Annotated in this window: 19 protein-coding genes; 15 read left to right on the top strand and 4 right to left on the bottom strand. The window is 68.6% G+C overall.

From position 1 onward, the window contains the following. Positions 1 to 303 precede the first annotated feature (303 nt). Positions 304 to 678, bottom strand: coding sequence for a YciI family protein (locus tag ATCM_RS17905; RefSeq protein ID WP_132865826.1), 375 nt, complete (start codon positions 676 to 678; stop codon positions 304 to 306). Between the two features lie 163 nt (positions 679 to 841). On the opposite strand from ATCM_RS17905, the gene ATCM_RS17900 reads away from it, so the two are divergent. The 11 genes from ATCM_RS17900 to ATCM_RS17850 all read left to right on the top strand — a co-directional run bounded on the left by ATCM_RS17900 (position 842) and on the right by ATCM_RS17850 (position 10,715). Next, complete coding sequence (locus ATCM_RS17900; protein ID WP_132865825.1) at positions 842 to 1,270, top strand: YciI family protein; 429 nt, start codon at positions 842 to 844, stop codon at positions 1,268 to 1,270. 24 nt (positions 1,271 to 1,294) lie between these two features. Then, on the top strand, positions 1,295 to 1,732 hold the full coding sequence (locus ATCM_RS17895) for a VOC family protein (RefSeq protein ID WP_132865824.1): 438 nt from the start codon (positions 1,295 to 1,297) through the stop codon (positions 1,730 to 1,732). After that, complete coding sequence (locus tag ATCM_RS17890) at positions 1,729 to 2,139, top strand: VOC family protein (RefSeq protein ID WP_132865823.1); 411 nt, start codon at positions 1,729 to 1,731, stop codon at positions 2,137 to 2,139. The genes ATCM_RS17895 and ATCM_RS17890 overlap by 4 nt, the downstream gene beginning before the upstream one ends. A gap of 19 nt (positions 2,140 to 2,158) precedes the next feature. Then, a complete protein-coding gene (locus tag ATCM_RS17885) occupies positions 2,159 to 2,515 on the top strand; it encodes a DUF1428 domain-containing protein (RefSeq protein ID WP_132865822.1) in 357 nt (118 codons plus the stop codon). Positions 2,516 to 2,563: 48 nt separating this feature from the next. Beyond that, positions 2,564 to 3,805 carry a sigma-70 family RNA polymerase sigma factor gene (locus ATCM_RS17880; protein WP_132865821.1) on the top strand — a complete coding sequence of 414 codons (1,242 nt, stop codon included), beginning with the start codon at positions 2,564 to 2,566 and terminating at the stop codon, positions 3,803 to 3,805. Between the two features lie 69 nt (positions 3,806 to 3,874). After that, entirely contained in the window at positions 3,875 to 5,524 is a 1,650-nt protein-coding gene (locus ATCM_RS17875; RefSeq protein ID WP_132865820.1) for a M28 family metallopeptidase, read from the top strand. Between the two features lie 170 nt (positions 5,525 to 5,694). After that, positions 5,695 to 7,662, top strand: coding sequence for a WD40 repeat domain-containing protein (locus ATCM_RS17870; RefSeq protein ID WP_132865819.1), 1,968 nt, complete (start codon positions 5,695 to 5,697; stop codon positions 7,660 to 7,662). 14 nt (positions 7,663 to 7,676) lie between these two features. Continuing rightward, positions 7,677 to 8,141 carry a GNAT family N-acetyltransferase gene (locus tag ATCM_RS17865; RefSeq protein ID WP_207911831.1) on the top strand — a complete coding sequence of 155 codons (465 nt, stop codon included), beginning with the start codon at positions 7,677 to 7,679 and terminating at the stop codon, positions 8,139 to 8,141. Positions 8,142 to 8,262: 121 nt separating this feature from the next. Continuing rightward, positions 8,263 to 9,600: a histidine kinase gene (locus tag ATCM_RS17860; protein WP_132865818.1), complete on the top strand. Its 1,338-nt coding sequence runs from the start codon at positions 8,263 to 8,265 to the stop codon at positions 9,598 to 9,600. After that, positions 9,590 to 10,363 (top strand): LytTR family DNA-binding domain-containing protein, encoded by a 774-nt coding sequence (locus tag ATCM_RS17855; protein ID WP_132865817.1) that lies wholly within the window; start codon positions 9,590 to 9,592, stop codon positions 10,361 to 10,363. Before ATCM_RS17860 ends, ATCM_RS17855 begins: the two co-directional genes overlap by 11 nt. A gap of 22 nt (positions 10,364 to 10,385) precedes the next feature. Then, the gene (locus ATCM_RS17850) at positions 10,386 to 10,715 is read left to right on the top strand and encodes a hypothetical protein (RefSeq protein ID WP_225591819.1); all 330 of its coding nucleotides are present in this window, start codon (positions 10,386 to 10,388) and stop codon (positions 10,713 to 10,715) included. Positions 10,716 to 10,788: 73 nt separating this feature from the next. On the opposite strand, the gene ATCM_RS17845 is transcribed toward ATCM_RS17850, so the two are convergent. After that, positions 10,789 to 11,391 (bottom strand): hypothetical protein, encoded by a 603-nt coding sequence (locus ATCM_RS17845; RefSeq protein WP_132865816.1) that lies wholly within the window; start codon positions 11,389 to 11,391, stop codon positions 10,789 to 10,791. A gap of 321 nt (positions 11,392 to 11,712) precedes the next feature. Here ATCM_RS17845 and ATCM_RS17840 point away from each other — a divergent pair, with 321 nt between their 5' ends. Further along, the gene (locus ATCM_RS17840; RefSeq protein ID WP_132865815.1) at positions 11,713 to 12,633 is read left to right on the top strand and encodes an oxygenase MpaB family protein; all 921 of its coding nucleotides are present in this window, start codon (positions 11,713 to 11,715) and stop codon (positions 12,631 to 12,633) included. A 206-nt stretch (positions 12,634 to 12,839) separates the two neighbouring features. Here ATCM_RS17840 and ATCM_RS17835 read toward each other — a convergent pair whose 3' ends face one another. Further along, entirely contained in the window at positions 12,840 to 14,948 is a 2,109-nt protein-coding gene (locus ATCM_RS17835) for a M13 family metallopeptidase (protein WP_132865814.1), read from the bottom strand. A 303-nt stretch (positions 14,949 to 15,251) separates the two neighbouring features. Here ATCM_RS17835 and ATCM_RS17830 point away from each other — a divergent pair, with 303 nt between their 5' ends. After that, complete coding sequence (locus tag ATCM_RS17830) at positions 15,252 to 18,200, top strand: EAL domain-containing protein (protein WP_243694048.1); 2,949 nt, start codon at positions 15,252 to 15,254, stop codon at positions 18,198 to 18,200. 9 nt (positions 18,201 to 18,209) lie between these two features. On the opposite strand, the gene ATCM_RS17825 is transcribed toward ATCM_RS17830, so the two are convergent. Beyond that, positions 18,210 to 19,097 carry a LysR family transcriptional regulator gene (locus ATCM_RS17825; protein ID WP_132865812.1) on the bottom strand — a complete coding sequence of 296 codons (888 nt, stop codon included), beginning with the start codon at positions 19,095 to 19,097 and terminating at the stop codon, positions 18,210 to 18,212. 107 nt (positions 19,098 to 19,204) lie between these two features. On the opposite strand from ATCM_RS17825, the gene ATCM_RS17820 reads away from it, so the two are divergent. Next, positions 19,205 to 20,005, top strand: a complete 801-nt coding sequence (locus tag ATCM_RS17820; protein WP_132865811.1) for a class III extradiol ring-cleavage dioxygenase — start codon at positions 19,205 to 19,207, stop codon at positions 20,003 to 20,005. Positions 20,006 to 20,219: 214 nt separating this feature from the next. Then, positions 20,220 to 21,863 (top strand): Na+/H+ antiporter, encoded by a 1,644-nt coding sequence (locus ATCM_RS17815; RefSeq protein WP_132865810.1) that lies wholly within the window; start codon positions 20,220 to 20,222, stop codon positions 21,861 to 21,863. Positions 21,864 to 21,899: the final 36 nt, after the last annotated feature.

Here is a 21,899-nt window from a genome sequence, read left to right as displayed (position 1 = left end):
TTCGCAGAGTGCAATGCGGCAAGGCGCGGCGTGCCACCCAACGGACCGCTTCGGATCAATGCGGGGAAGGTGCGCGTGCGTATCCCAGGAAATACAAGTGGTTGGTGTTGTTTGTCCGCACCTCCGCGTTTTTCAGGAAAACGCCTGGAATCGTGATGTTCGTGCGTTTGAAGGGGACAGTTGGACGTGGGTGCGTGCAGACGGCGCCGCGGGGAGGCGGGCACAAAGGAAAGGGCCCGACGTCGGTCGAGCCCTTCGTGCACATCCATGTTGTCGTCCGTGCGTTCGCATCCAGGCCTGGGATCAGGCGCCGAGGCGTACCCGCTCGGCGTCCAGGTCATCCACCGGCCGTACCTCGATGCTGCCGTAGGCCGACCAGGGGAATTGCCGGGCGATGCGCATGGCGTCCTCGGCATCCACGGCCTCGATCAGGTTGAAGCCGGCCAGCAGTTCGCGGGTTTCGGCGAATGGTCCATCGGTCACGCGCGCCTGCGTGGCGCGCGTGCGCAACGTGCGCGCCCGTTCGACCGGTTGCAGGCGCTGGGACATCAGCAGCGTCCCCTGCGCCTGCAGGGTGTCGGCATGGCGCAGGCAACCGCGCATCAAGGCGTCGTATTCCTCGGCCGGCAGCGCCTGGGCCAGATCGGGGTCGATGTAGATCAGCAGCAGGTATTTCATCGGGTGGGGACGGTGGGGCCGGAGCGCCCATCATCGCGCATCGCTGCTGTTGCGGTGCCGCATGAATACGTTCAGGAATTTCCATGCGCGCAATGTCGATTCCTGTCGCGCGGGTTCGTCGTAGTGGATGTGAGCCGGCATGGGGCTGGCGACGGAGACGGTGATGAAAGTGATGGTGATCGTGAAGGCCAATGCCGACACCGAGGCCGGGGTGATGCCCACCGAGGCTGAGCTGACGGCGATGGGCGCCTACAACGAGGAACTGGTCAAGGCCGGCATCATGCTGGCCGGCGAAGGCCTGCACCCCAGTGCGCGCGGCGCGCGGGTGCGCTTCGAAGGCACGCGCCGCAGCGTCATCGATGGCCCGTTCGCCGAGACCCGCGAGCTGATCGCCGGCTTCTGGCTGTGGCAGGTGCGCTCGATGGACGAAGCCGTGGAATGGCTCAAGCGTGCCCCGTTCAGCAGCGCCGATGGCAGCGCGGTGGAGGTGGAGATCCGGCCGCTGTTCGAGGCCGAGGATTTCGGCGAAGCCTTCACCCCGGAATTGCGCGCGCAGGAGCAGCGTCTGCGTGACCGCATCGAGCACAACTGACCCCGCAACGACAGGAGCACGACCATGAGATTGATTCCCTTCCTCGGTTTCAACGGCAATACCCACGAAGCGATGGCGTTCTATGCCAGGGCACTCGGGGGCAAGGTGGTGTCGGAGATGAAGTACGGCGACATGCCACCCGGCCCCGATTCGGACATGGAGGGCTGCGGGGGCTTCACCCCGGATGCCGACCAGGTGGCGCACTGCCAGGTCGAGGCCGGCGGCGCGGTGCTGATGGCCGCCGATGGGCCCGCGGCAAACGGGCAGGCCGCCACCACCATCAACGTCGACGTGGACAGCATCGAAGAGGCCGAGCGCGTGTTCGCCGCACTGGCCGATGGCGGTCAGGTGCAGATGCCGCTGGGCGAGACCTTCTGGGCGCACCGCTGGGGCATGCTGGTCGACCGCTACGGCAAGCCGTGGATGGTCAACTGCATGAAGCCGATGGACGGGGGGCAGTGAGCATGGCCACGCCACAGATGATCTTCGTCAACCTGCCGGTGCGCGACCTGGAGGCCTCCAAGGCCTTCTTCGGTGCCCTGGGCTACCACTTCAACCCGCAGTTCACCGACGAGAACGCCGCGTGCATGATCGTCAGCGACAGCATCTTCGTGATGCTGCTGGTGGAGCCATTCTTCAAGACGTTCACGCCACTTCCGGTCGGTGACGCACGTGCGCAGACGACGGTGATCACCTGCCTGTCGGCGGACAGCCGCCCGGCCGTGGATGCGCTGGTGGACAAGGCGCTGAAGGCCGGCGCCGGCGAGCCGATGCCGGCGCGCGACTACGGCTTCATGTACCAGCGTGGCTTCCAGGACCTGGACGGCCACCTGTGGGAGATCGCCTTCATGGACGGTGAACCCAACTGAGCCCAGTGGAGGAATCGCGATGAGTTACGTCGATGGTTATGTACTGCCGGTGCCGCAGGACAAGCTGGGCCAGTACCAGCGCATCGCCCGCAAGGCGGCCAAGGTATGGAAGGAGCACGGCGCGCTGGGCTACCTCGAAGCGGTGGCCGATGACGTCAAGCCGGGCAAGCACACCTCGTTCCCGCAGGCGGTCAAGCTCAAGCCCGGCGAGGTGGTGGTGTTCGCCTACGTGCTGTTCCGCTCGCGCGCGCACCGTGACCGCGTCAATGCCAAGGCCATGGCCGATCCGCGCCTGGCCGGCATGAACGCGCAGAACGTGCCGTTCGATGGCAAGCGCATGTTCTGGGGTGGCTTCAAGCCGTTCGTGAATGTGTGAGGCCCGGCGCTTGCCGGCCGCGGCGGCGGGTGCTTTGATCGCGGCCTGATGGAACATGCCGAACTCCAGCGCAGGCTCGACACGGTGTGGCGGATGGAATCGCCACGCCTGGTCGCGCGCCTTGCCCGGATGCTGGGCGACCTGGACAGCGCCGAGGAGCTGGCCCAGGACGCGCTGGTGGCCGCGCTCGAGCACTGGCCCCGGCACGGCGTGCCCGACAATCCCGCCGCGTGGTTGATGACCACCGCCCAGCGCCGCGCCATCGACCGCCTGCGACAACGGCGCCTGCACGTGCAGGCCGAACTGACGGACGAGCTGCAGGAGCCGACCATGGGGGCGGATGCGAGGGAGTACCTGGATGATTTCGGCGACGACCTGCTGCGGCTGGTGTTCGTGGCCTGCCACCCGGTACTGCCGGCCGAGGCCCGGGTCGCGCTGACCCTGCGCCTGCTGTGCGGGTTGAGCACGGCCGAGATCGCGCGCGCCTACCTGCAGCCGGAGGCCACCATCGCCCAGCGCATCGTGCGTGCTAAGCGCCTGCTGGCCGAGCGCCAGGTGCCGTTCGAGGTGCCGCGTCGCCAGGACCTGCAGCCCCGCCTGCAGTCGGTGCTGGAGGTGGTCTACCTGGTCTTCAACGAGGGCTATGCCGCCAGCAGCGGCGAGGACTGGATGCGCCCGGCGCTGTGCGAGGAGGCCTTGCGGCTCGTCCGCATACTCAACGGCCTGCTGCCATCCACGGTGGCGGTGCTGGGCTTGCTCGCATTGATGGAGCTGCAGGCCTCGCGCCTGCGTGCCCGCACCGGCGCCGACGGCGCACCGGTGCTGTTGCCGGCGCAGGACCGCAGCCGCTGGGATTGGCTGCAGATCGCGCGCGGCCTGCAGGCGCTGGACGCGGCCGAGGCGCTCGGCGGTGCCGAGGATGCCTACGTGCTGCAGGCTGGCATCGCCGCCTGCCACGCCCGCGCGCGGCGCGCCGAACAGACCGACTGGCAGCGCATTGCCGAGCTGTACACGAGGCTTGGCCAGGTGACGCCATCGCCGGTGATCGAACTCAACCGCGCCGTCGCCATTGCACAGGCTCGCGGAGCGGAGGCCGCCTGGCCGCTGGTGGAAGCCCTGTCCGGCGATGCCCGGCTGAAGGGCTATGCCCCGTTGGCGGCCGTGCGCGGGGACCTGCTGGACAAGCTGGGCCGCGCCGCGGAGGCGCGTGTCGCGTTCGAACTGGCCGCCGAATTGAGCGGCAACGCGCGGGAACGGGAGGTCCTGCTGTCCCGGGCGGCGGCCGTGTAAAAGGGCACTGCCCCAGCCTGCCCGGCGCTGGCTACACTCCACAGGTTGTCTGACCACTGGAGGTGCAGCGTGAAGCGTGTAGTAATCAGCCTGTTGGCGATGTCGGTATCCACGGCCCTGATGGCCGCCCCGCCGAAGTTCGACGGCGCCCGCATTTCGGCCGACGTGAAGGAGCTTTCCTCCGACGCCTACGAAGGCCGTTCGCCGGCCTCGGCGGGCGAGGAAAAGACCATCGCCTACCTGAGCCGGCAGTTCGCCGACGCGGGCCTGCAGCCGGGCGGCGACCTGAAGGACGGCAAGCGCCTGTGGACCCAGGCCGTGCCCCTGCTCAAGGGCGACATCGTCGGCAAGCCGCAGCTCACGCTGACCGGCCAGGGCACGCCGCAGGCGCTGACCCAGGGCCAGGAGATCGCCGTGCGCGCCGCGATGAATGGCGACAGCCAGGTGGCCATCACCGACGCGCCGCTGGTGTTCCTGGGCTACGGCGTCAAGGCGCCGGAACGCAACTGGGACGACTTCAAGGGCGTGGACCTGAAGGGCAAGATCGCCGTGGTGCTGATCAACGACCCGGACTTCGAGACCGGCGTGGGTGATTTCGACGGCAAGGGCATGACCTACTACGGCCGCTGGACCTACAAGTACGAGGAAGGCGCGCGCCAGGGCGCGGCCGGCGTGCTGATCGTCCACGAAACCGCACCGGCGTCCTACGGCTGGGCGACGGTGGCCGGTTCCAACACCAACACCATGTTCGACGTGGTGCGCGACAAGCCCGCCGAGGCGCATCCGGCGTTGGAAGGCTGGATCCAGCGTGACCTGGCGGTGGCGATGTTCAAGCGCGCCGGCCTGGATTTCGAAACGCTGAAGAAGCAGGCGCAGTCGCGCGACTTCCAGCCGGTGGAGATCAAGGGCGAGACGTTCTCGGCCAACTACCAGGTCCACAACGAGGTGATCACCTCGCACAACGTGGTGGCGCGGCTGGAAGGCAGCACGCACCCGGACGAGACGGTGATCTACAGCGCGCACTGGGACCACATCGGCGTGGGCGAGCCGGATGCACGCGGTGACCGCATCTTCAACGGTGCCATGGACAACGCCAGCGGCACCGCCGCGCTGGTCGAGCTGGCCCGCGGCTTCGCCACGCAGCCCAAGCCGCAGCGCTCGGTGGTGTTCCTGGCGGTGACGGCCGAGGAAAAGGGCCTGCTGGGCTCGGAGTACTACGCCAGCAACCCGCTGTACCCGTTGTCCAAGACGGTGGCGGTGATCAACATGGACGGCATGGCGCCGTACAGCCCGTCGCGTGACTTCGGCATCTACGGTTCGGCGAAGATGGAACTGCTGGACCAGCTCAAGGACGTGGCCAAGGGATGGGACCTGCACTACACGCCGGACCCGAAGCCGGAGGCGGGCCTGTTCTTCCGCTCCGACCACTTCCCGTTCGCCAAGCGTGGCGTGCCGGCGTTGTCGTATTCGGCCGGCCAGGACTGGATCGATGGTGGCGTGGAAGCCGGCAAGAAGGCCTCCGACGACTACACCGCCAAGCGCTACCACCAGCAGGGCGACGAATGGCAGGCCGACTGGACCTTCGCCGGCGCGGTGCGTGACCTGGAAGTGGTCTACACCCTGGGCGAGAAGCTGGCCAATTCGCGTGACTGGCCGAACTGGAGCCCGGAAGAGGCATTCCGCGCCACGCGCGATGCCAGCGCGGCCGAGCGCAGGTAACGCACGCCCTGAGCCCCTCTCCCGGAAACGGGAGGGGGATTGGGCTTTGGGCACCCAAGGGCACCCCAATCACGGCCATTGATTCCCCCGTCACCACCCCAACCCTTAAGGTCAGGCCTTATCGCGACAAGGGAACACGGATGGCGGACGCTGGCAGATGGAAACGCGCGTTGTGGCTGCTTGCCATGGGCAGCGCAGGATGGGCGAACGCCGCGGCCTTGCCGCCGAACTGGCAGGTGGTTCCCACCGACCCCGGTGCCGTCGAGAACGGACTTCCCTCCGTGCTGCGTTCCCCACAGCTGGCCCGCGAAGGCAAGCGCCTGGCGCAGGTGCAGATGGTCGTGGACCTGCCCTACGCGCAGGTGTTGCCGGTGGTGCAGGCCACGCTCAAACCGCTGGGAACCGTGGCCGGGGAAGACAACCACAACCTGGTGGCACGCATTGGCCAGGGCTGGGGCGATGTCCTGCTGGCGCGTCGGCCCGAACTCACGCGCGACTACCTGCGCCGCTACGCCTTGCCCGAGCTGCAGCAGTACGTCAGCGACGGTGCGCTGCTGGAATCGGAAATCCCCGGGCGCATGGCGCGGCTTGAGCGCCAGTTCCGCTTCGAGGGACACGGTGAACGCATGCCGGACCTGCAGCAGCCCTTCAGCTACTGGGATGGCCGCATCACCCAACGGCACGGGGCGATGGGGCGCAGCACCAGCACGCTCAACGTGCGCGTGACCCAGCTTGATGCGGTGATGGGGCAACCGGCCACGGCGGTGACCGTGTGGCGCAGCGATGACTGGCCCAATCCCGGCGGTGGCGTGGTCGGGCAGCTGCGCGCGCTGGCTGACGCCAACATCTTCAGTACCGGGCCGCAGGCGCGGCTGCAGCGCAGCAGCGTGCCGGAGCAGGCGTTCAACCCGATATACGAGGCGTTGAGCGCGCTGCCCGGGGCACGCATGCGCATCGGTACCGGTGCCTCGGAGTGGATCGCGGCGGCGCAGCCGCAGGTCACGATCGCCGAGCCACAGCGCAAGCTGCCTGACGCCGATGCGGCAACGCTCAATGCCAAGGCCGTGCTGCGCATCGAGCGGGTGGCCTCGCTCAAGACCTATGATGCCGATGGCATGCAGGTGCTGGCCGATGGCAGCGTGCTGTTGATCCAGCGATATCCGTTCACCCTGATGCATTGGCGGCCCGACGACGGTGCCACGCCGCGCACGCTGTGGACGTCACCGCAACCGCACGCCAACCGTTGGCTGCTGGCCGCCGACGCGCGCGGCCAGGTGGCCCATCTGCTGGTGGATGGGCAGGTGATGCGCTACGACACGGTGGCCCGGTCACTGAGCACGCATCCGCTGGCGTTCGACCAGAAGGGCGTGCTCGGCGACAGCTACGTGCGCTACTTCCACGACGGTAACGGCGTGCCGCTGGCGTACCTGCGTGACTACGTGGACAAGCGCGACACGTTCAAGCTGTGGGCGCCGGTGCAGGCCGCGACCACCGACGGTGCCCGTTGGGAGTACGCGCAGCAGTTCGCCGCGCCCCGCCAGCACGTGATGCGCGGCGACTTCCCCGGCAACGCGCAGTCCAAGCCCGTGCAATGGGATGGCCCGATGGCCAATCCCTGGGTCGAGGATGTATTTGGCCTCACCGAGCTTGATGGCGGCACCGGCCGCGTGCTGCGCGTGCTGCCACTGCCACGGCGCTTCGGTTCGGCGGACCCGTTCGATGACATCGGCATGGCGCAATGGACGCCCGAGCCGTTCGGCTCAGTCACGGGGCGCTGGGTCGCGGTTGGCTTCGTGTTGATGGACGGCGAGCGCCGAAACCCGGGCATGCATGTGGTCGACGTGGACAGCGGCAAGGTGCGCTACTCCTTGACCCTGCCGGGGCGGGACTCGCTCAAGGTTGCCGCCGGCTCGCCGGACGGCCGCCTGCTGGCCCTGGGCACGACGGCGGGCGATGTGGCCGCGGTGCTGTGGAACCTGGACAGTGGTCGTTCGCTGAGCCTGCGTGCGGACGATGCCCACTGCGATGAGCTGAACCAGTTGCAGTGGAGCCCGGATGGCCAACGGCTGTGGGGGCGTTGCGTCAATGCGCTGGTGCAATGGGAGCTGCCGGCCAACTGGCAATCGCGGCGCGAGTGAAGCAGGCAACGCACATGCAGGGCAACCCGATGGCATTCACCGTGCGGCCGGCCGCCGTTGCTGATGTCCCGGCGCTGTTCGACATCCGCACCAGCGTCACCCAGAACCATCTCTCGCGCGAGCAGATGGCGCAGTTGGGCATCGATGCCGACGTGCTTGCCGCAATGCTCGCGGCCGCGCCCTGCGCGTGGCTGGCGGAGGTGGAGGGCCAGCCGGTGGCGTTCTCGATGGTCGACCTGGACGATGCCTGCCTGTTCGCGGTGTTCGTCAAGCCCGGCTTCGAGGGGCAGGGGCTGGGCACGGCGGTGCCGCGGCCGGCCGAACAGGCGCTGTTCGCGCGCCATGCGCGGATCTGGCTGGGCACCGACGGGCACGAGGACGTGCGTGCCAATGGCTTCTACCGCCGCCATGGCTGGGAAGTGGTGGCCGCGCTGGACGACGGCGACCTGCGCTACGAGAAGGCCCGGTCGGCGGCCTGAACGGGGTCGCTCCGCCGGCGGCCGGGTTCAGGCGCCGATTCCGGGGTTTCGTCGCACGGCCCTTGTGCCGGCGCGGGCGGCACTTATGCTCGACGCCAGTTCCCCGCCATCAGGTCCGACCATGTTCGCCAGCCTCTTCCTGGGTTTCCGCATCCTGTTGGCATGGGCATTGACGCTCATCGCCGCCGGCTTCCTGTGGAGCGGGCTGTTCAGCGGGATGGACGAAGCGCCGGGCTGGATCTTCGGCCTGGCCGCGATGGCGCTGATGGTGTTCGCGCTGACCTCGATCGTCGGCCATGTGCGGCGCGTCGCGCTGGTCGCCGACCGCCTGGACGCGCAGACCCTGGCCAACCGCCACCGCCGCCAGGTCGAACTGCCGATGGACGCGGCCACCGCCTTCGCCCTGCTGGAGCAGGTGATCGGCCAGATGCCGCGCATCGAGCACATGGAACGCTCGGTCGGCACCTTGCAGGTGCGCGCCACCCAGCGCCGCGCCGACCCCTATGGCGACCGTCCGCCATCGCGCTGGAACCCACTGGCGCGGCTGGCGATCAAGCGCAACCAGATCACCGCCCGCGTCACCCCTGGCGCGGACACCAGCAGCGTCACCCTGCTGTTCGAACCCGATGCCGGGGCCTGGGTGGACCTGCTGCTGCTCGATGAAGGCAGCAACTACGAAAACGCCGATGCCGTGACCCATGCGCTCAGTGGCAAGGTCGCCGAGCTGCGCCGCGAGGAGCGGGAGCACGCCGCGCGCACCGAGGCCGAGAAGGAGCTCACCGTCGCCCGCCTCAATCTGCTGCATGCCCAGGTCGAGCCGCACTTCCTCTACAACACGCTGGCCAACGCACAGGTGCTGACCCGGGCCGATCCCGAGCGTGCCGAGCAGATGCTCGGCCACCTGATCCAGTACCTGCGCAGCTCGCTGCCGGGCATCGACCAGTCGGTGTCCACGCTGGGCCAGGAGCTGGAACGCGTGCAGGCCTACCTGGAGATCCTGCGCATCCGCATGGGCGCCCGGCTGGCCCTGCAGATCGACGTGCCCGAGGCGCTGCACGAGGTCAGCCTGCCGTCGATGTCGCTGCAGACCCTGGTCGAGAACGCGATCAAGCACGGTTTGGAGCCCAAGTCCGGCGGCGGCACGGTCTGGATCCTGGCGCGTGCGCTCGACGGCCAGTTGACCATCACCGTGGCCGACGACGGGCAGGGCATCAGCGCCCACACCGCCGGCACCGGCATCGGGCTGAAGAACCTGCGTGAGCGGCTGCGCCTGACCTGCGGCGAGCAGGCTGCGCTGGCGATGGTGTCCAACTTCCCCAGCGGCGTGGCCGCGACCATCAGCCTGCCGTACACGGGCAAAGCCCCGGCGCCGCCCACCCTGTCGATCGTGCCCGGCGTCGCATCGCCGGCCGGCGCACCGGTACTGCCGCCGCTGCCGGAGGTGCCACATGCGTCTTGATGCCCTGATCGCCGAGGACGAGCCGCTGCTGCGCCAGGCGCTGGTCGGGCAACTGCAGCGGCTGTGGCCGGAGTTGAACCTGGTGGCCGAGTGCGAGGACGGCGCGGCTGCCCTGGAAGCGCTGGAGAGCCAGCAACCGGATCTGGCCTTCCTGGACATCCGCATGCCCGGCGTCACCGGCATCGACGTCGCCCGCGCGTTGCAGACAGTGAGCCCGCAGACCCAGGTGGTGTTCGTCACCGCCTACGACCAGTACGCCATCGCCGCGTTCGAGCAGGGCGCGGTGGACTACCTGCTCAAGCCGGTCACCGACGAGCGCCTGCTGGCCACCCGCCAGCGCGTGCTGGCGCGACGCCAGGCCGGGCTGCCGGATCCCACCCTGCTGGAACGCCTGCTCAGGCAGCTGGCGCAGCAACCGAGCACGCCACAGGCGGCGCCGCCGCTGGCCTGGATCACCGCCAGCAACGGCCGCGAGACCCGCCTGGTGATGCTGGAGGACGTGCTGTATTTCCGCGCCGACAGCAAGTACACCTCGGTGGTGACCGCCGATGAGGAACTGCTGCTGCGCAGTTCGCTGCGCGAGCTGGCCGAGGCGCTGGACCCCAACCGCTTCCGCCAGGTGCATCGCTCCACCATCGTCAACATGCAGGCGGTGGCATCGGTGAGCCGCGAGGATACCGGCCGCGGCGTGCTGCGCCTGAAGCACCGCAGCGAGACGCTGGTGGTCAGCCAACCCTTCATGAGTCTGTTCCGCGGCATGTAACGCCGCTGCCAGGAGAATCGCCATGCATTACCTGACCATGCTGTTGGGCAGCCTGTTGTCGATGCTGGGTTTCAGCGAGCCGCCGGGGCAGACCTCGGTCACCCGCATCAGCGGCGAGCACAGCCTGCTCAGCCGCACCACGGTGCGGCAGGACGTGGCCCGCTTCCAGTGCCTGCAGAGTGAAAGCGGTCGCTGCTTCTACCAGCTCTACCGCGAACAGTGCGCCGACGGGCAACGCGCCCAGGTGTGCAACCGCGAGGCGTTGATGGATTTCGCCGTGGTGGTGGGCTACACCCGCGAGATGACCGGGCTGCCGGATGGCTTCGCGCAGCAGGTGACGATCCACAAGTGACATCGCCGCGACGGGCGCGGCGATGGGGGTGCAGGTTGCGTCGTCCCGGCGGGAGGACGCGGGCATGGGCGGGCTAGAACGCCGGTTGCAGGCGCAGCCCGTCGTCGCCGATGTGGTTGAGTTCGCCGACCAGTTGCGAGTGCTGCCGCATGCGGCCCAGCTCGCGCATGATGCGGATGTCCTCGTGGCGCAGTTCGCGGCTGGCGGTGACGGCCTGCTTGTAATCCAGCACCTCCGGATAATGCCTGGCCATGTCCAGTGCCTCGGCCACGTCGTCGACGCTGTCGGCGTCGGAGCTGATCCGGGCGCGGCTGTTGAAGGCCTTCATCCAGCGCTCGAAGCCGGCGGTGTGGTCGAACATGTTGGCCATGAACCAGATCACGAACAGGATCGACACCCACGAACCCAGCACGATCACGATGCGGGTGAAGGTGATATGGAAATCGTCACGCCACAGATAGTTGGTGATCAGCCCAAGGATCAGCAGCGAGGACGCCTGCCAGATCACGATCGAGGCCATCAGCCATTGGCACTTGGCCTTGGCAAGCAAGGACACTTCCTCACGGATCTGCTGGTCGCTCAACCCTTTCCAGTGTGCAACCTGTTTCTCGAACGGGCTGTTGTACAGCTCGTTGTCTTGCAGCAACAACCCCAAACCTTTGAACAACGCGATCATGGTGAGCTCCTTGCAGTAACTATCTGGAACGAGCGACGGATGCAGCGTGGAACGGTGAGGCACGGCCAGTTCTAGCACTTTCACCACGCTTGGCAATGGGGAAAACGCGAAGATTCCGCGTCCGGCCACCGGCGGTGATCCGCCTGCGGGGCGGATTTTTGCAGCGCACCACGATGCAAGTAATGGAGCCGGAAGTTGAAATCCGGTCGGCGTGCTGCGCCCGCACATGGCATGTCCGCGGGCGGGCAGGGGGCCTTGCCACGCGGCTGTCACCGGCGTCGGACACGCCAGTTGCGCGGCTGCCCGGCTACGATAGCGGCCATGCTGCCCTTGTCCCGACGTGTCTCCACCGCTGCCACCGCCCAGATCCGCCGCTGGGTGCTTGATGCCTTCCCCCGCAACCAGAACGGCGTGGACTACGACGTGCCAGCCGGTGACCCGGGCTGGTTCGGTCCGGGCAGCGTCACCTGGCGTATTCATTCCGAGTTCCCGGGCATGCTGGCCGGCGGGCTGTGCGCCTTGATGCTGCAGTTGCTGCACCCGCGTGCGCTGGCCGGTGTCTATGACCACTCCAACTTCCGCCAGGACCTGGTCGGCCGGTTGCGGCGCACCACCAGTTTCGTGGCCGGCACCAGTTACGCGCCGGCGGCGGAGGTGGACGCGCTCATCGCGCGGGTACGGAAGATCCACGCCCAGGTGGTCGGCACGTTGCCCGATGGCAGCGCGTATACCGCCGAGGATCCCGAGCTGCTGACCTGGGTGCACGTGACCGAGGCCTATGGCTTTCTGGAAGGCTGCCGCCGTTACTGCCGTGACGTACCGCAGGCCATCGCCGACCGCTACTACGACGAATACCGGCGCGTGGCCGAGGCCCTGGGCGCACGTGATGTGCCGGCCAGCGAGGCGCAGGTGCAGGCGTACTTCGCCGCGCGGCAACCGCAGCTGCGGATGGACGAGCGCTCGCGCGAAGTGCTGGACGTACTCAGTGCGGTGCGCTTGCCGGTGCCGCTGCCGGGGGTGTCACGCGACATGTTCCTGGCCGCCGGCGCGGCGCTGTTGCCGGAATGGGCGGCGCGCCTGCTGGGCCGCAGCCGCGGCCAGCAGCTGCAGTCGGTGGTGGCCGCACGCGTGCTGCGCAGCGTCGCGCCGCTGTTCCGGATCGCCCTGGATGATGGCATCTCCACGCGCGCCTGCCGGCGGGTGGGGGAGGACCCGGCGATCCTGATGCGCTGGCCGGCTTAGGGCAGAAGCAGAAGCGACCCCTCCCCAACCCTCCCCTTGGCTGCGCCAAAGGGAGGGGGCAAGGGCGGCGTGCGCCGCGATCTGACCGACCACGCGGAACCGCCCCCTCCCTTTGGCGCAGCCAAGGGGAGGGCTGGGGAGGGGTAAACGAAGCACGGGCGCCTCAGGCGCCCGTGCTTCGTACCGCATTCAAACCCAGCCGGCAGTTACCAGACCTTGACCCGCTTTTCCGGGGCCAGGTACAGCTTCTGGTCGTCCTTGACCTCGAACGCCGGGTACCACGCATCCAGGTTGCGCACGGTCAGCGCACGGAACTGGCCCGGCGCATGCACGTTGGTCAGCAGCGAGTTGCGCAGTGCCTGCTCGCGGGCCTTGCTGCGCCAGGCCTGGGCAAAGCCCAGGAAGAAGCGCTGGTCCGGGGTGAAGCCTTCCAGCGTCTGTTCCTGCTTGCCCTGCAGCGACAGCCGGTAGGCGTCGTAGGCGGTGGCCAGGCCGGCCACGTCGGCGATGTTCTCGCCCAGGGTCAGGCGGCCGTTGACGTGCACGCCGGGGAACGGCTCGTAGCTGTTGAACTGGGCGGCCAGCGCATCGCCGGCGGCGTTGAACTGCTTCAGATCCTCGGCCGTCCACCAGTTGTGCAGCTTGCCGGTCTCGTCGAACAGGGCGCCGGCGTTGTCGAAGCCGTGGCTGATCTCATGGCCGATCACCGCGCCGATCGCGCCGTAGTTGATCGCGTCATCGGCCGCACCGTCGAAGAACGGCGCCTGCAGGATCGCTGCCGGGAACACCAGGCGGTTTTCCAGCGGCACGTTCATCGCGTTGATGGTCTGCGGCAGCATCGCCCATTCGCTGTGGTCCACCGGCTGGCCGAGCTTGGCGAGGTTGCGCCGGTACTCGAACAGCGAGGCGCGCTGCGCGTTGCCCAGCGCGTCGTCACGCTTGACTTCCAGCGCGCTGTAGTCGCGCCACTTGCTCGGGTAGCCCATGTCCACCTTCAGCCCGGCGACCTTGGCCTTGGCGTGGGCCTTGGTTTCCGGCGACATCCATTCCAGCGCATCGATGCGCTTGGCGAAGGCGGCGATGATGTTCCTGGCCATCTCGTCGGCACGGGCCTTGGTGGCCGGGTCGAAGTGGCGCTGGACGTAGATCTTGCCGACCGCTTCGCCGATGGCGTCGTTGGTCTGGCCCACGGCGCGCTTCCAGCGCTCGCTCTGCTGCGGCGTGCCGCTCATGGCGGTGCCGTGGAAGGCGAAGTGGGCGTCGGCGAAGGCCTTGGGCAGGTACGGTGCGGCTTCGTCCAGCGCGTGGAAGGCCAGGTAGTCCTTCCAGGTGTCCAGCGGCTCGCTGGCCACCAGCCGGGACAGCCCGGCCACGGCCTTGGGCTGCCACACGATGAAGTCCTGCTGCGCCGACAGGCCGGCCGCGTCGAGGAACGCCGCCCAGTCCATGCCCGGTGCCTTGGCGGCCAGGTCGGCCTGCTTCCAAGCGTTGGCGCCCTTCTGCACGTCGTTGGTCTCCTCCTGGGTGGCGTGGGCGCGGGCGATCCGGGTTTCCAGGGCGACGATGCGCGCGGCCTTGGCGGCGGCATCGGTGTCGCCGGACAGCGTCAGCAACTGGGCCACGTAGCCTTCATAGACCTTGCGCAGCTCGGCCATGCGGCCGTCCTGCAGGTAGAAGTCGCGGTCGGGCATGCCCAGGCCACCCTGCACCAGGTACGGCGCGTTGCGGTCCGGCTGCATCAGGTCCACCGAAACCCATACGCCAAACAGGTGCGGCGTATAGAAGTTGGTGGCGTTGAGCAGGTCCACGTCGGCGCGCAGGGTGCCGCCCAGAGCCTTGGCCAGGGCCTGCTTGTCGGCGATGCCGGCAATGGCCTGCAGCTGCGGCTGCACCGGCGCGGCGCCGCGCGCCTCGATGCCGGCTTCGTCCATGTAGGCGGCGTAGTAGTCGCCGATCTTGCGGGCTTCGCCGTCGCTGGCCTTGCCGGCTTCCTCCATGATCGCGCGGGTGTCGGCCAGGGTCTTTTCGGCGATCACGTTGAAGCTGCCGTAGTTGGAGCGGTCGGCCGGGATCTCGGTGCGCTTGACCCATTCGCCGTTGGCGAAGTCGAAGAAGTTGTCGCCGGCGGCGACAGCACGGTCCATGCCGGCGGCATCGAAACCGAAGCTGCCCAGCTGCGGCTTGGCCGCCGCCGTCGCATCCGCCGCGGCCGGTGCCTGGCCATCGGCCGCGGGCTGGGGGGCATCCTTGTTGCAGCCGCTGAGCGTGAGCGCAGCGCCGATGGCAAGCATCAGGAGGGAACGTTGCAGGACCATGGCAGATTCCGTGTCGGTGAAACCGCCAAGTCTAGAGCGGGCGGAGTGTGACCGGGAGTGCCCATTCTGGCCCTTGGCATCACCCACCCGTATCAAAGTGCCGCTTAATATCGTGAACCCGTCTTCACGCCGCCGTGGTTGTGCTGCATGCTGTCGTGCGTTTGATGCATGCCGTGTCTGGGGAGACAACAGCTGCGAGGGGACCACCGGTCAATGGTGTTCGCTTGCCGACTCCCCCGTCGCCAACTTTCCTGGAATGCCCGTGATACCTGTGTGCCGACTGCCGCTGCGTTGGATGTCTCCGTGAGCCGGGGCGCCGTGCACCCGTTGCGGGTGATCGCCATCGCCGGCACGGCGGTGGCGGTGTTGCTGGCGGTCGGGCTGGTGATGATGCTGTGGAACGACCGCAGCACCCGCATCGAAGGCGCGCAGCGGCAGAGCATGGCACTGGCCTCGGGCAGCGAGCGCCTGATGCGGGCACAACTGGTCACGCTGGAGCGCGCCCTGCGCGGTACCGCCAACGACGGCCGCGAGTTCTACCGGCAGGTGCCGGACAAGGCGGTGCAGCTGCTGGAGGCCAACATCCAGGGCGTGCTGGCGCGCAACCGCGACCTGGCCTCGATCACTCTGGTGGACGGCCAGGGCATGGCGTTGTCGCAGGGGCAGGGCGATCCCACCCTGCACAGCTGGACGATCGCGCAGAACCGGCTGCTCAGCGGCGAGCTCTACATCGGCGCGCTGGAGGAACTGCCGGGCGGGCACTGGGTGGTGCGCACGGCACTGCCGATGCAGAACGGCCAGTGGCTGCTGGCGCGGGTACGCCTGGGCACCTTCCAGCAGGTGGTCAGCGGCCTGGACCTGGGCCGCGATGGCGTGGCGTCCATCGGCAACCGTTATGGCCAGCTGCTGGCGCACAGCCGTGACCCCGGCCTGGTGGGGCGGACGCTGCCGTCGCCGATGATCATCCTGCCGCAGTCGGCCTCGGTGGTCCCGCGCGGGGTGGTCCACAGCCCGTCGGACGGGCAGAAGCGCATCGCCGCGGTGAGCGTGCCGCTGGACTACCCGCTCACCCTGTACACCGCGCTGTCCTACCGTGAGGTGATGGCGCGCTGGTATGTGTTTCTGTACGCGGCCACTGGCCTGTACCTGGTCTACCTGATCAGCTTCGGCTTCCTGATGGGGCGCCTGCGCCGCAGCGCCTCGCACGAGCAGCAGTTGAACGAGGAACTGCAGGCCGGCGCCGCCGAACTGGCGCTGGCGCATGAAGTGGGCAAGGTCGGCACCTGGTCGATCCGTGGCGACGGGCGGACCCTGCACTGGTCGGCGCTGACCCAGCAGATGCTGGGCCTGGAGGGACGTTCATCCACCCTCCAGGCGCTGTACGCGCGCGTGCATGGCGAGGACGTGGCGGTGCTGCGCGAGGTGCTCGATGCCGCCGGCGAAGGGCAGGGGGCGGTCAACGCCACGTTCCGGCTGCTGTTGGCCGATGGCTCGTTCCGCTGGCTGTCGGCGCGTGGCGACCAGGTCCGTGGCCCGAACGGCGGCGCCGCGCACCTGGCCGGCGCGGTGGTGGACATCAGCGAGCGGGTGCACGTGGAAGCCCGCGCGCAGGAAGCCGAGCGGCAGTTCCGGCTGGTGTTCGACCGCAACCCGGCGCCGTTCTGGATCTTCGACATGGTCAACCTGCGCTTCCTGGAGGTGAACCAGGCCGCGATCGACCAGTACGGCTACAGCCGCGAGGAGTTCCTGGGGATGTCGATCCTGGACATCCGCCCGCCCGAGGAATGGGACGAACTGCGCCAGACCATCCGCAGCATCAACAGTGGTGCGCCGCAGCAGCTGATCGCGCGCGCCCATCTGCGCAAGGACGGCAGCAGCTTCATGGTGGTCGCCCACAGTGCGCTGCTGGACTTCGCCGGGCGCAAGGCCTGCCTGGTGCTGGCCGAGGACGTCAGCCAGCGGCTGCGCTTCGAGAACGAGCTGGCGTACCGGGCCAGCCACCATTCCAGTACCGGTCTGTTGACCGTGCGCGCGCTGGGCGAGCGCCTGGACGGCGGCGCGCGCGGCTACACCATCGCCCACGTGCAGTTGCGCGGGCTGCAGATGATCACCGACACGCTGGGCCGCGAAGCCGGCGAGGACGCACTGCGCGCGGTGTCGGTGCGGCTGGGGGGGCTGGCCGCACGCTATGGCCTGCTGGCGCACCAGCCGGCCGAGGATTTCGTCCTGGCCATCCTGGACCCGGCGGCCGCGCCCCTGGCGCTGGACGTATTGCAGGCGGCGGTGGCCGAACCGGTGCGTGGCCGCGACACCTTCCACCAGCTCGAGGCCCGCATCGGCGTGGCCAGCTGCCCGCGCGACGGCGAACTGGCCGAGCAGGTCATCGGCCGCGCGGCGCAGGCCGCCCATGCCGCTCGCGAAGGCGGGTTGGCGCTGGCGCGCTTCAGCCAGGCCATGGCCACCCGCTATACCGAGCGCCTGCAGTTGGCCGGGCGCATCCACGTGGCCATCGACCGCGACGAGTTCGAGCTGCATTTCCAGCCAATCCGGCATGCCGCCGATGGCAGCCCGGTGGCATTGGAGGCGCTGCTGCGTTGGCCGCAGCCCGATGGCAGCTACATCCCGCCCGGCGACTTCATCCAGCTGTGCGAGGACACTGGCCTGATCATCGCGCTCGGCCGCTGGGTCACCCGCGCCGCGGCGCGGGCGCAGCGGCAGCTGGCCGATGCCGGCTGGGGCGAGCTGTCGGTCGCGGTCAACGTGTCGGCGGTGCAGTTCTTCAATACCGACCTGGCCGGCGAGTTCACCCACGCGGTGGAGGAGTACGGCCTGCGCCGCGGCGCGTTGCAGCTGGAACTGACCGAGAGCAGCCTGATGCGCAACCCGACCCAGGCGCTGCAGACCATGCAGCGCCTGCACGAGAAGGGCATCCACATCTCGCTGGACGACTTCGGCACCGGCTTCTCGTCGATGTCCTACCTGCAGCACCTGCCGCTGGACGCGCTGAAGATCGACCGCAGTTTCGTCTCCGACGTGGAGACCAACCCGCGCAATGCCGCCATCTGCCGTGCGCTGCTGTCGCTGGGCCACAGCATGGGCCTGTCGGTGATCGCCGAGGGCGTGGAGACCGAAGGGCAGTACCGCTGGTTGGCCGCGCATGGTTGTGACCAGGTGCAGGGCTACCTGCTGGGCCGGCCGATGGCGCTGGAGGCATTGCTCGCCGCGCTCGGCGAGCCGGGTGACGCGGCCTGAGCGCCGGGGTCACGCCGGGCCCAGGCACTCCACCAGGTAGTCGATGAAGCTGCGCACCTTCGGTGCCAGGTGGCTGCGGCTGGCGTAGACCGCATGGATGCCGATCGGCGGCACGGTCCAGTCGCGCAGGATCGGTACCAGCTGGCCGCTGGCCAGCGCCACGTCGATGATGAAGTCCGGTTGGGCGATGATGCCCATGCCGGCGATGGCTGCCTCGCGCAGCACCTCGCCGTTGTTGGCACGCATGCGCGGCACCACCGGGATGCTGACGTCCCCGTGCTGCCCCTGCAGCGTCCAGGCGTCCCCGGTGTCGGAATAGCTGTAGGCCAGGCAGTCGTGCTCGGCCAGGGCCTGCGGCGTGGCCGGCTCGCCGCGCCGGGCCAGGTAGGACGGCGCCGCGCACAGGATGATCCGCGCCTGCGACAGGCGCCGGGCGATCAGCGAGGGTGAGGGCTGGCGGGTGATGCGGATGGCCAGGTCGAAGCCTTCCTCGACCATGTCCACCAGGCGGTCGGACAGCGACAGGTCCAGTTCTACCTGCGGGTAGCGCGCGCTGTAACCGGGCAGCAGTGCCGCCAGGCGCGAGATGCCGTAGCTGACCGGCGCGTTGATGCGCAGCCGCCCGGCCGGCTGCAGGGCCTGCGCGCCGACCGAGGCTTCCAGCTCATCGAATTCGTTGAGCAGCTGCACACAGCGCTGGTAGTAGGTTGCCCCGGTGCTGGTCGGGCTGACCCGCCGGGTGGTGCGGTTGAGCAGGCGCGCGGACAGGCGCTTCTCCAGCGCGGCGATCTGCCGGGTCACCGCCGCGGTGGACAGGTTCAGGGCATCGGCAGCGGCACTGAAGCCGTTGCGCTCCACGACCGCGACGAAGACCCGCATGGCATCGATGGTGTCCATTATTTCCATCCCTGCAATAAAACGTTGATGTCGAGGCTATTTGTTGCCCCTTTGCCGCGCAATAAGCTGCGTCCCAACTTCTGTTCTTCCCACGCCGGGAGCCTGCCATGAATCGCCTGCCTTCGTTGTTCATCTCCCACGGTTCGCCGATGACTGCACTGCAGCCGGGGCAGGTGGGACCGCGCCTGGCCGAACTGGCGGCGGGCCTGCAGCGACCGCGCGCCATCGTCATGGCCTCGGCGCACTGGCTGGGCCGGGCGCCGCTGGTCTCGGCGGCCCCGCAGCCGGAAACCATCCATGACTTCGGCGGCTTCCCCGAGCCGCTGTACCAGCTGCAGTACCCGGCCCCGGGTGCACCAGCGCTGGCGCAGGAGGTGGCCCAGCGCCTGGCCGATGCCGGGCTGCAGCCGGGCATCGACCCGCGGCGCGGCCTGGACCACGGTGCCTGGGTGCCGCTGCGCTACCTGTACCCGCAGGCCGACATCCCGGTGCTGCAGGTCTCGATCCAGCCGATGCTCGGCCCGCAGCACCAGTTCGCGCTGGGTCGCGCGCTGGCACCGCTGCGCGGGCAGGGCGTGCTGCTGATCGGCTCGGGCAGCATCACCCACAACCTGCATGACTGGCACAGCTACTCCGAGGCCAAGGAGGCCCCGTACGTGCGGCCGTTCATTGGATGGGTGGAGCAGAAGCTGGAGGCCGATGACCTGCCGGCCCTGTTCGATTACCGCCGCCAGGCCCCGTTCGCCGCACAGGCCCACCCGACCGATGAGCACCTGCTGCCGCTGTACTTCGCGATGGGTGCCGCCGGCGGTGACCAACTGGGCGCGCAGCGCATCGATGCCGGCATCGACCAGGGTTTCCTGGCGATGGACATCTACCGTTTCGACGGGGTCGACGCGGCCGCGTAGGCGCGGCTTGGGGCGCGAGGCTCACCCTCGCTGCACCCGCGCGGGCATCGGCGATTGCACGCCGCACCGGCTTGGCGGCCAGGGCCGCTCCTGTTGCAGTGTCGTCGACGCCATGCTGCATTGCACATGGCTGTGATAGTTTTCCAAGGGTTAATCAACCGTCGCTGCCAGCGCCGGCAGCATGCTGCCGTGGTGGTGAATCCGTGGAACGGGCATGCACACGATCGAAGTCGTCCTGGCCATGCTGGTGGCCGTCGTCGCCAGCGGCTATCTGGTAAGAATCCTTCCCTTTTCCCTGCCGCTGCCGTTGGTGCAGATCGGCTTGGGGGCGTTGATCGCCGGGGTGTTCAAGCGTGGCCATGCGCTCGACCCGGAGATGTTCTTCCTGTTGTTCCTGCCGCCGCTGCTGTTCCTCGATGGCTGGCGCATTCCCAAGCAGGGCCTGTTCCGCGACAAGGGCGCGATCCTGGAGCTGGCCTTCGGCCTGGTGGTGTTCACCGTGGTCGGTGCCGGCCTGCTGATCCACTGGATGATCCCGACCATGCCGTTGGCGGTGGCCTTCGCGCTGGCGGCGATCATCTCCCCGACCGATCCGGTGGCGGTCAGCGCGATTGCCTCGCGCGTGCCCATCCCCAAGCGGCTGATGCACATCCTGGAAGGCGAGTCGCTGCTCAACGATGCCTCGGGCCTGGTCTGCTTCCGCTTCGCGGTGGCGGCGGTGATGACCGGTACCTTCTCGCTGGCGCAGGCCTCGCTGACCTTCCTGTGGGTGGCCTTCGCCGGCCTGGCCATCGGCGTGGCGGTGACCTGGAGCGTGTCCACCTTCCAGCGCTGGCTGTGGCGCGGTTTCGGCGAGGAGCCCGGTGCCGCCCTGCTGGTCAACCTGCTGATCCCGTTCGCCGCCTACCTGCTGGCCGAAGAGCTCAGCGCCTCCGGCATCCTGGCTGCGGTCGCGGCCGGCATCACCATGAGCTACGTCGAGCTGACCGGCCGCATCAGCGGCAGCATGCGCGTGCAGCGCAGCGCGGTCTGGAACATGGTGCAGTTCACCTTCAACGGCATCATGTTCGTGCTGCTGGGCGAGCAGTTGCCGGGCATCGTCGAGCGCGCGGTGGAGACCATGTCGGTCACCGGCCACCAGAGCCCGTGGTGGCTGCTGGTCTACGTGCTGGCGATCAACGCCATCCTGATCGCGATGCGCCTGGCCTTCGTGTGGCTGTCATTGCGCTGGAACCTGCTGCGCGCGCGCATGCGCGGCGAGAAGGGCACCAGCACGCCGCTGCGCGTGGTGCTGGCGATGTCGGTGGCCGGCGTGCGCGGTGCGATCACCCTGGCCGGCGTGCTGACGCTGCCATTGATGATCCCCAGCGGCGCGCCCTTCCCGGCCCGCGACCTGGTGATCTTCCTGGCCGCGGCGGTGATCCTGGTGTCGTTGATCGCCGCCAGCCTGCTGTTGCCGCGCCTGCTGCGCGGGCTGGAGCTGCCCAAGGACGATACCTCGCGGCGCGAGGAGGACCTGGCCCGCAAGTCCTCGTCCAAGGCCGCATTGGTCGCGGTGGAGCGGGCCCGCCAGGAACTGGCCGACGGCCAGCCCACCGGCAACGTGCAGCTGCTCAACGACGCGGCGGCGCGGGTCAGCCTGCTGTACCAGCGCAACCTGGACAAGGGCATCAGCCCGGATGAAGACCCCGACAAGATCAAGCGCATGGAGCAGGCCTATCGCAGCCTGCGCTCGGCCGGCCTCAACGCCGAGCGCGAGGAATTGTTCCGGTTGACCCGGCGCGGGCAGATCTCCGATGAGATCTCGCGCAAGCTGATCCGCAACCTGGACCTGCTGGAAAGCCGCCAACGCGAATGACCCGGCAGGAGCGCCTTCAGGCGCGAAGCTGGGGAA

Origin of the sequence: Stenotrophomonas sp. ATCM1_4, from assembly GCF_004348115.1 — a bacterium.
Classification (GTDB): Bacteria; Pseudomonadota; Gammaproteobacteria; order Xanthomonadales; family Xanthomonadaceae; genus Stenotrophomonas; species Stenotrophomonas capsici.
This window is presented reverse-complemented; position numbering and strand designations above follow the sequence as displayed.

Bases quoted from the DNA above. Each gene is read 5' to 3' on its own strand.
- ATCM_RS17905 (WP_132865826.1), bottom strand. From the start codon at position 678: ATGAAATACCTGCTGCTGATCTACATCGACCCCGATCTGGCCCAGGCG.
- ATCM_RS17900 (WP_132865825.1), top strand. From the start codon at position 842: ATGAAAGTGATGGTGATCGTGAAGGCCAATGCCGACACCGAGGCCGGG.
- ATCM_RS17895 (WP_132865824.1), top strand. From the start codon at position 1,295: ATGAGATTGATTCCCTTCCTCGGTTTCAACGGCAATACCCACGAAGCG.
- ATCM_RS17885 (WP_132865822.1), top strand. From the start codon at position 2,159: ATGAGTTACGTCGATGGTTATGTACTGCCGGTGCCGCAGGACAAGCTG.
- ATCM_RS17880 (WP_132865821.1), top strand. From the start codon at position 2,564: ATGGAACATGCCGAACTCCAGCGCAGGCTCGACACGGTGTGGCGGATG.
- ATCM_RS17865 (WP_207911831.1), top strand. From the start codon at position 7,677: ATGCAGGGCAACCCGATGGCATTCACCGTGCGGCCGGCCGCCGTTGCT.
- ATCM_RS17860 (WP_132865818.1), top strand. From the start codon at position 8,263: ATGTTCGCCAGCCTCTTCCTGGGTTTCCGCATCCTGTTGGCATGGGCA.
- ATCM_RS17855 (WP_132865817.1), top strand. From the start codon at position 9,590: ATGCGTCTTGATGCCCTGATCGCCGAGGACGAGCCGCTGCTGCGCCAG.
- ATCM_RS17850 (WP_225591819.1), top strand. From the start codon at position 10,386: ATGCATTACCTGACCATGCTGTTGGGCAGCCTGTTGTCGATGCTGGGT.
- ATCM_RS17845 (WP_132865816.1), bottom strand. From the start codon at position 11,391: ATGATCGCGTTGTTCAAAGGTTTGGGGTTGTTGCTGCAAGACAACGAG.
- ATCM_RS17840 (WP_132865815.1), top strand. From the start codon at position 11,713: ATGCTGCCCTTGTCCCGACGTGTCTCCACCGCTGCCACCGCCCAGATC.
- ATCM_RS17835 (WP_132865814.1), bottom strand. From the start codon at position 14,948: ATGGTCCTGCAACGTTCCCTCCTGATGCTTGCCATCGGCGCTGCGCTC.
- ATCM_RS17825 (WP_132865812.1), bottom strand. From the start codon at position 19,097: ATGGACACCATCGATGCCATGCGGGTCTTCGTCGCGGTCGTGGAGCGC.
- ATCM_RS17820 (WP_132865811.1), top strand. From the start codon at position 19,205: ATGAATCGCCTGCCTTCGTTGTTCATCTCCCACGGTTCGCCGATGACT.
- ATCM_RS17815 (WP_132865810.1), top strand. From the start codon at position 20,220: ATGCACACGATCGAAGTCGTCCTGGCCATGCTGGTGGCCGTCGTCGCC.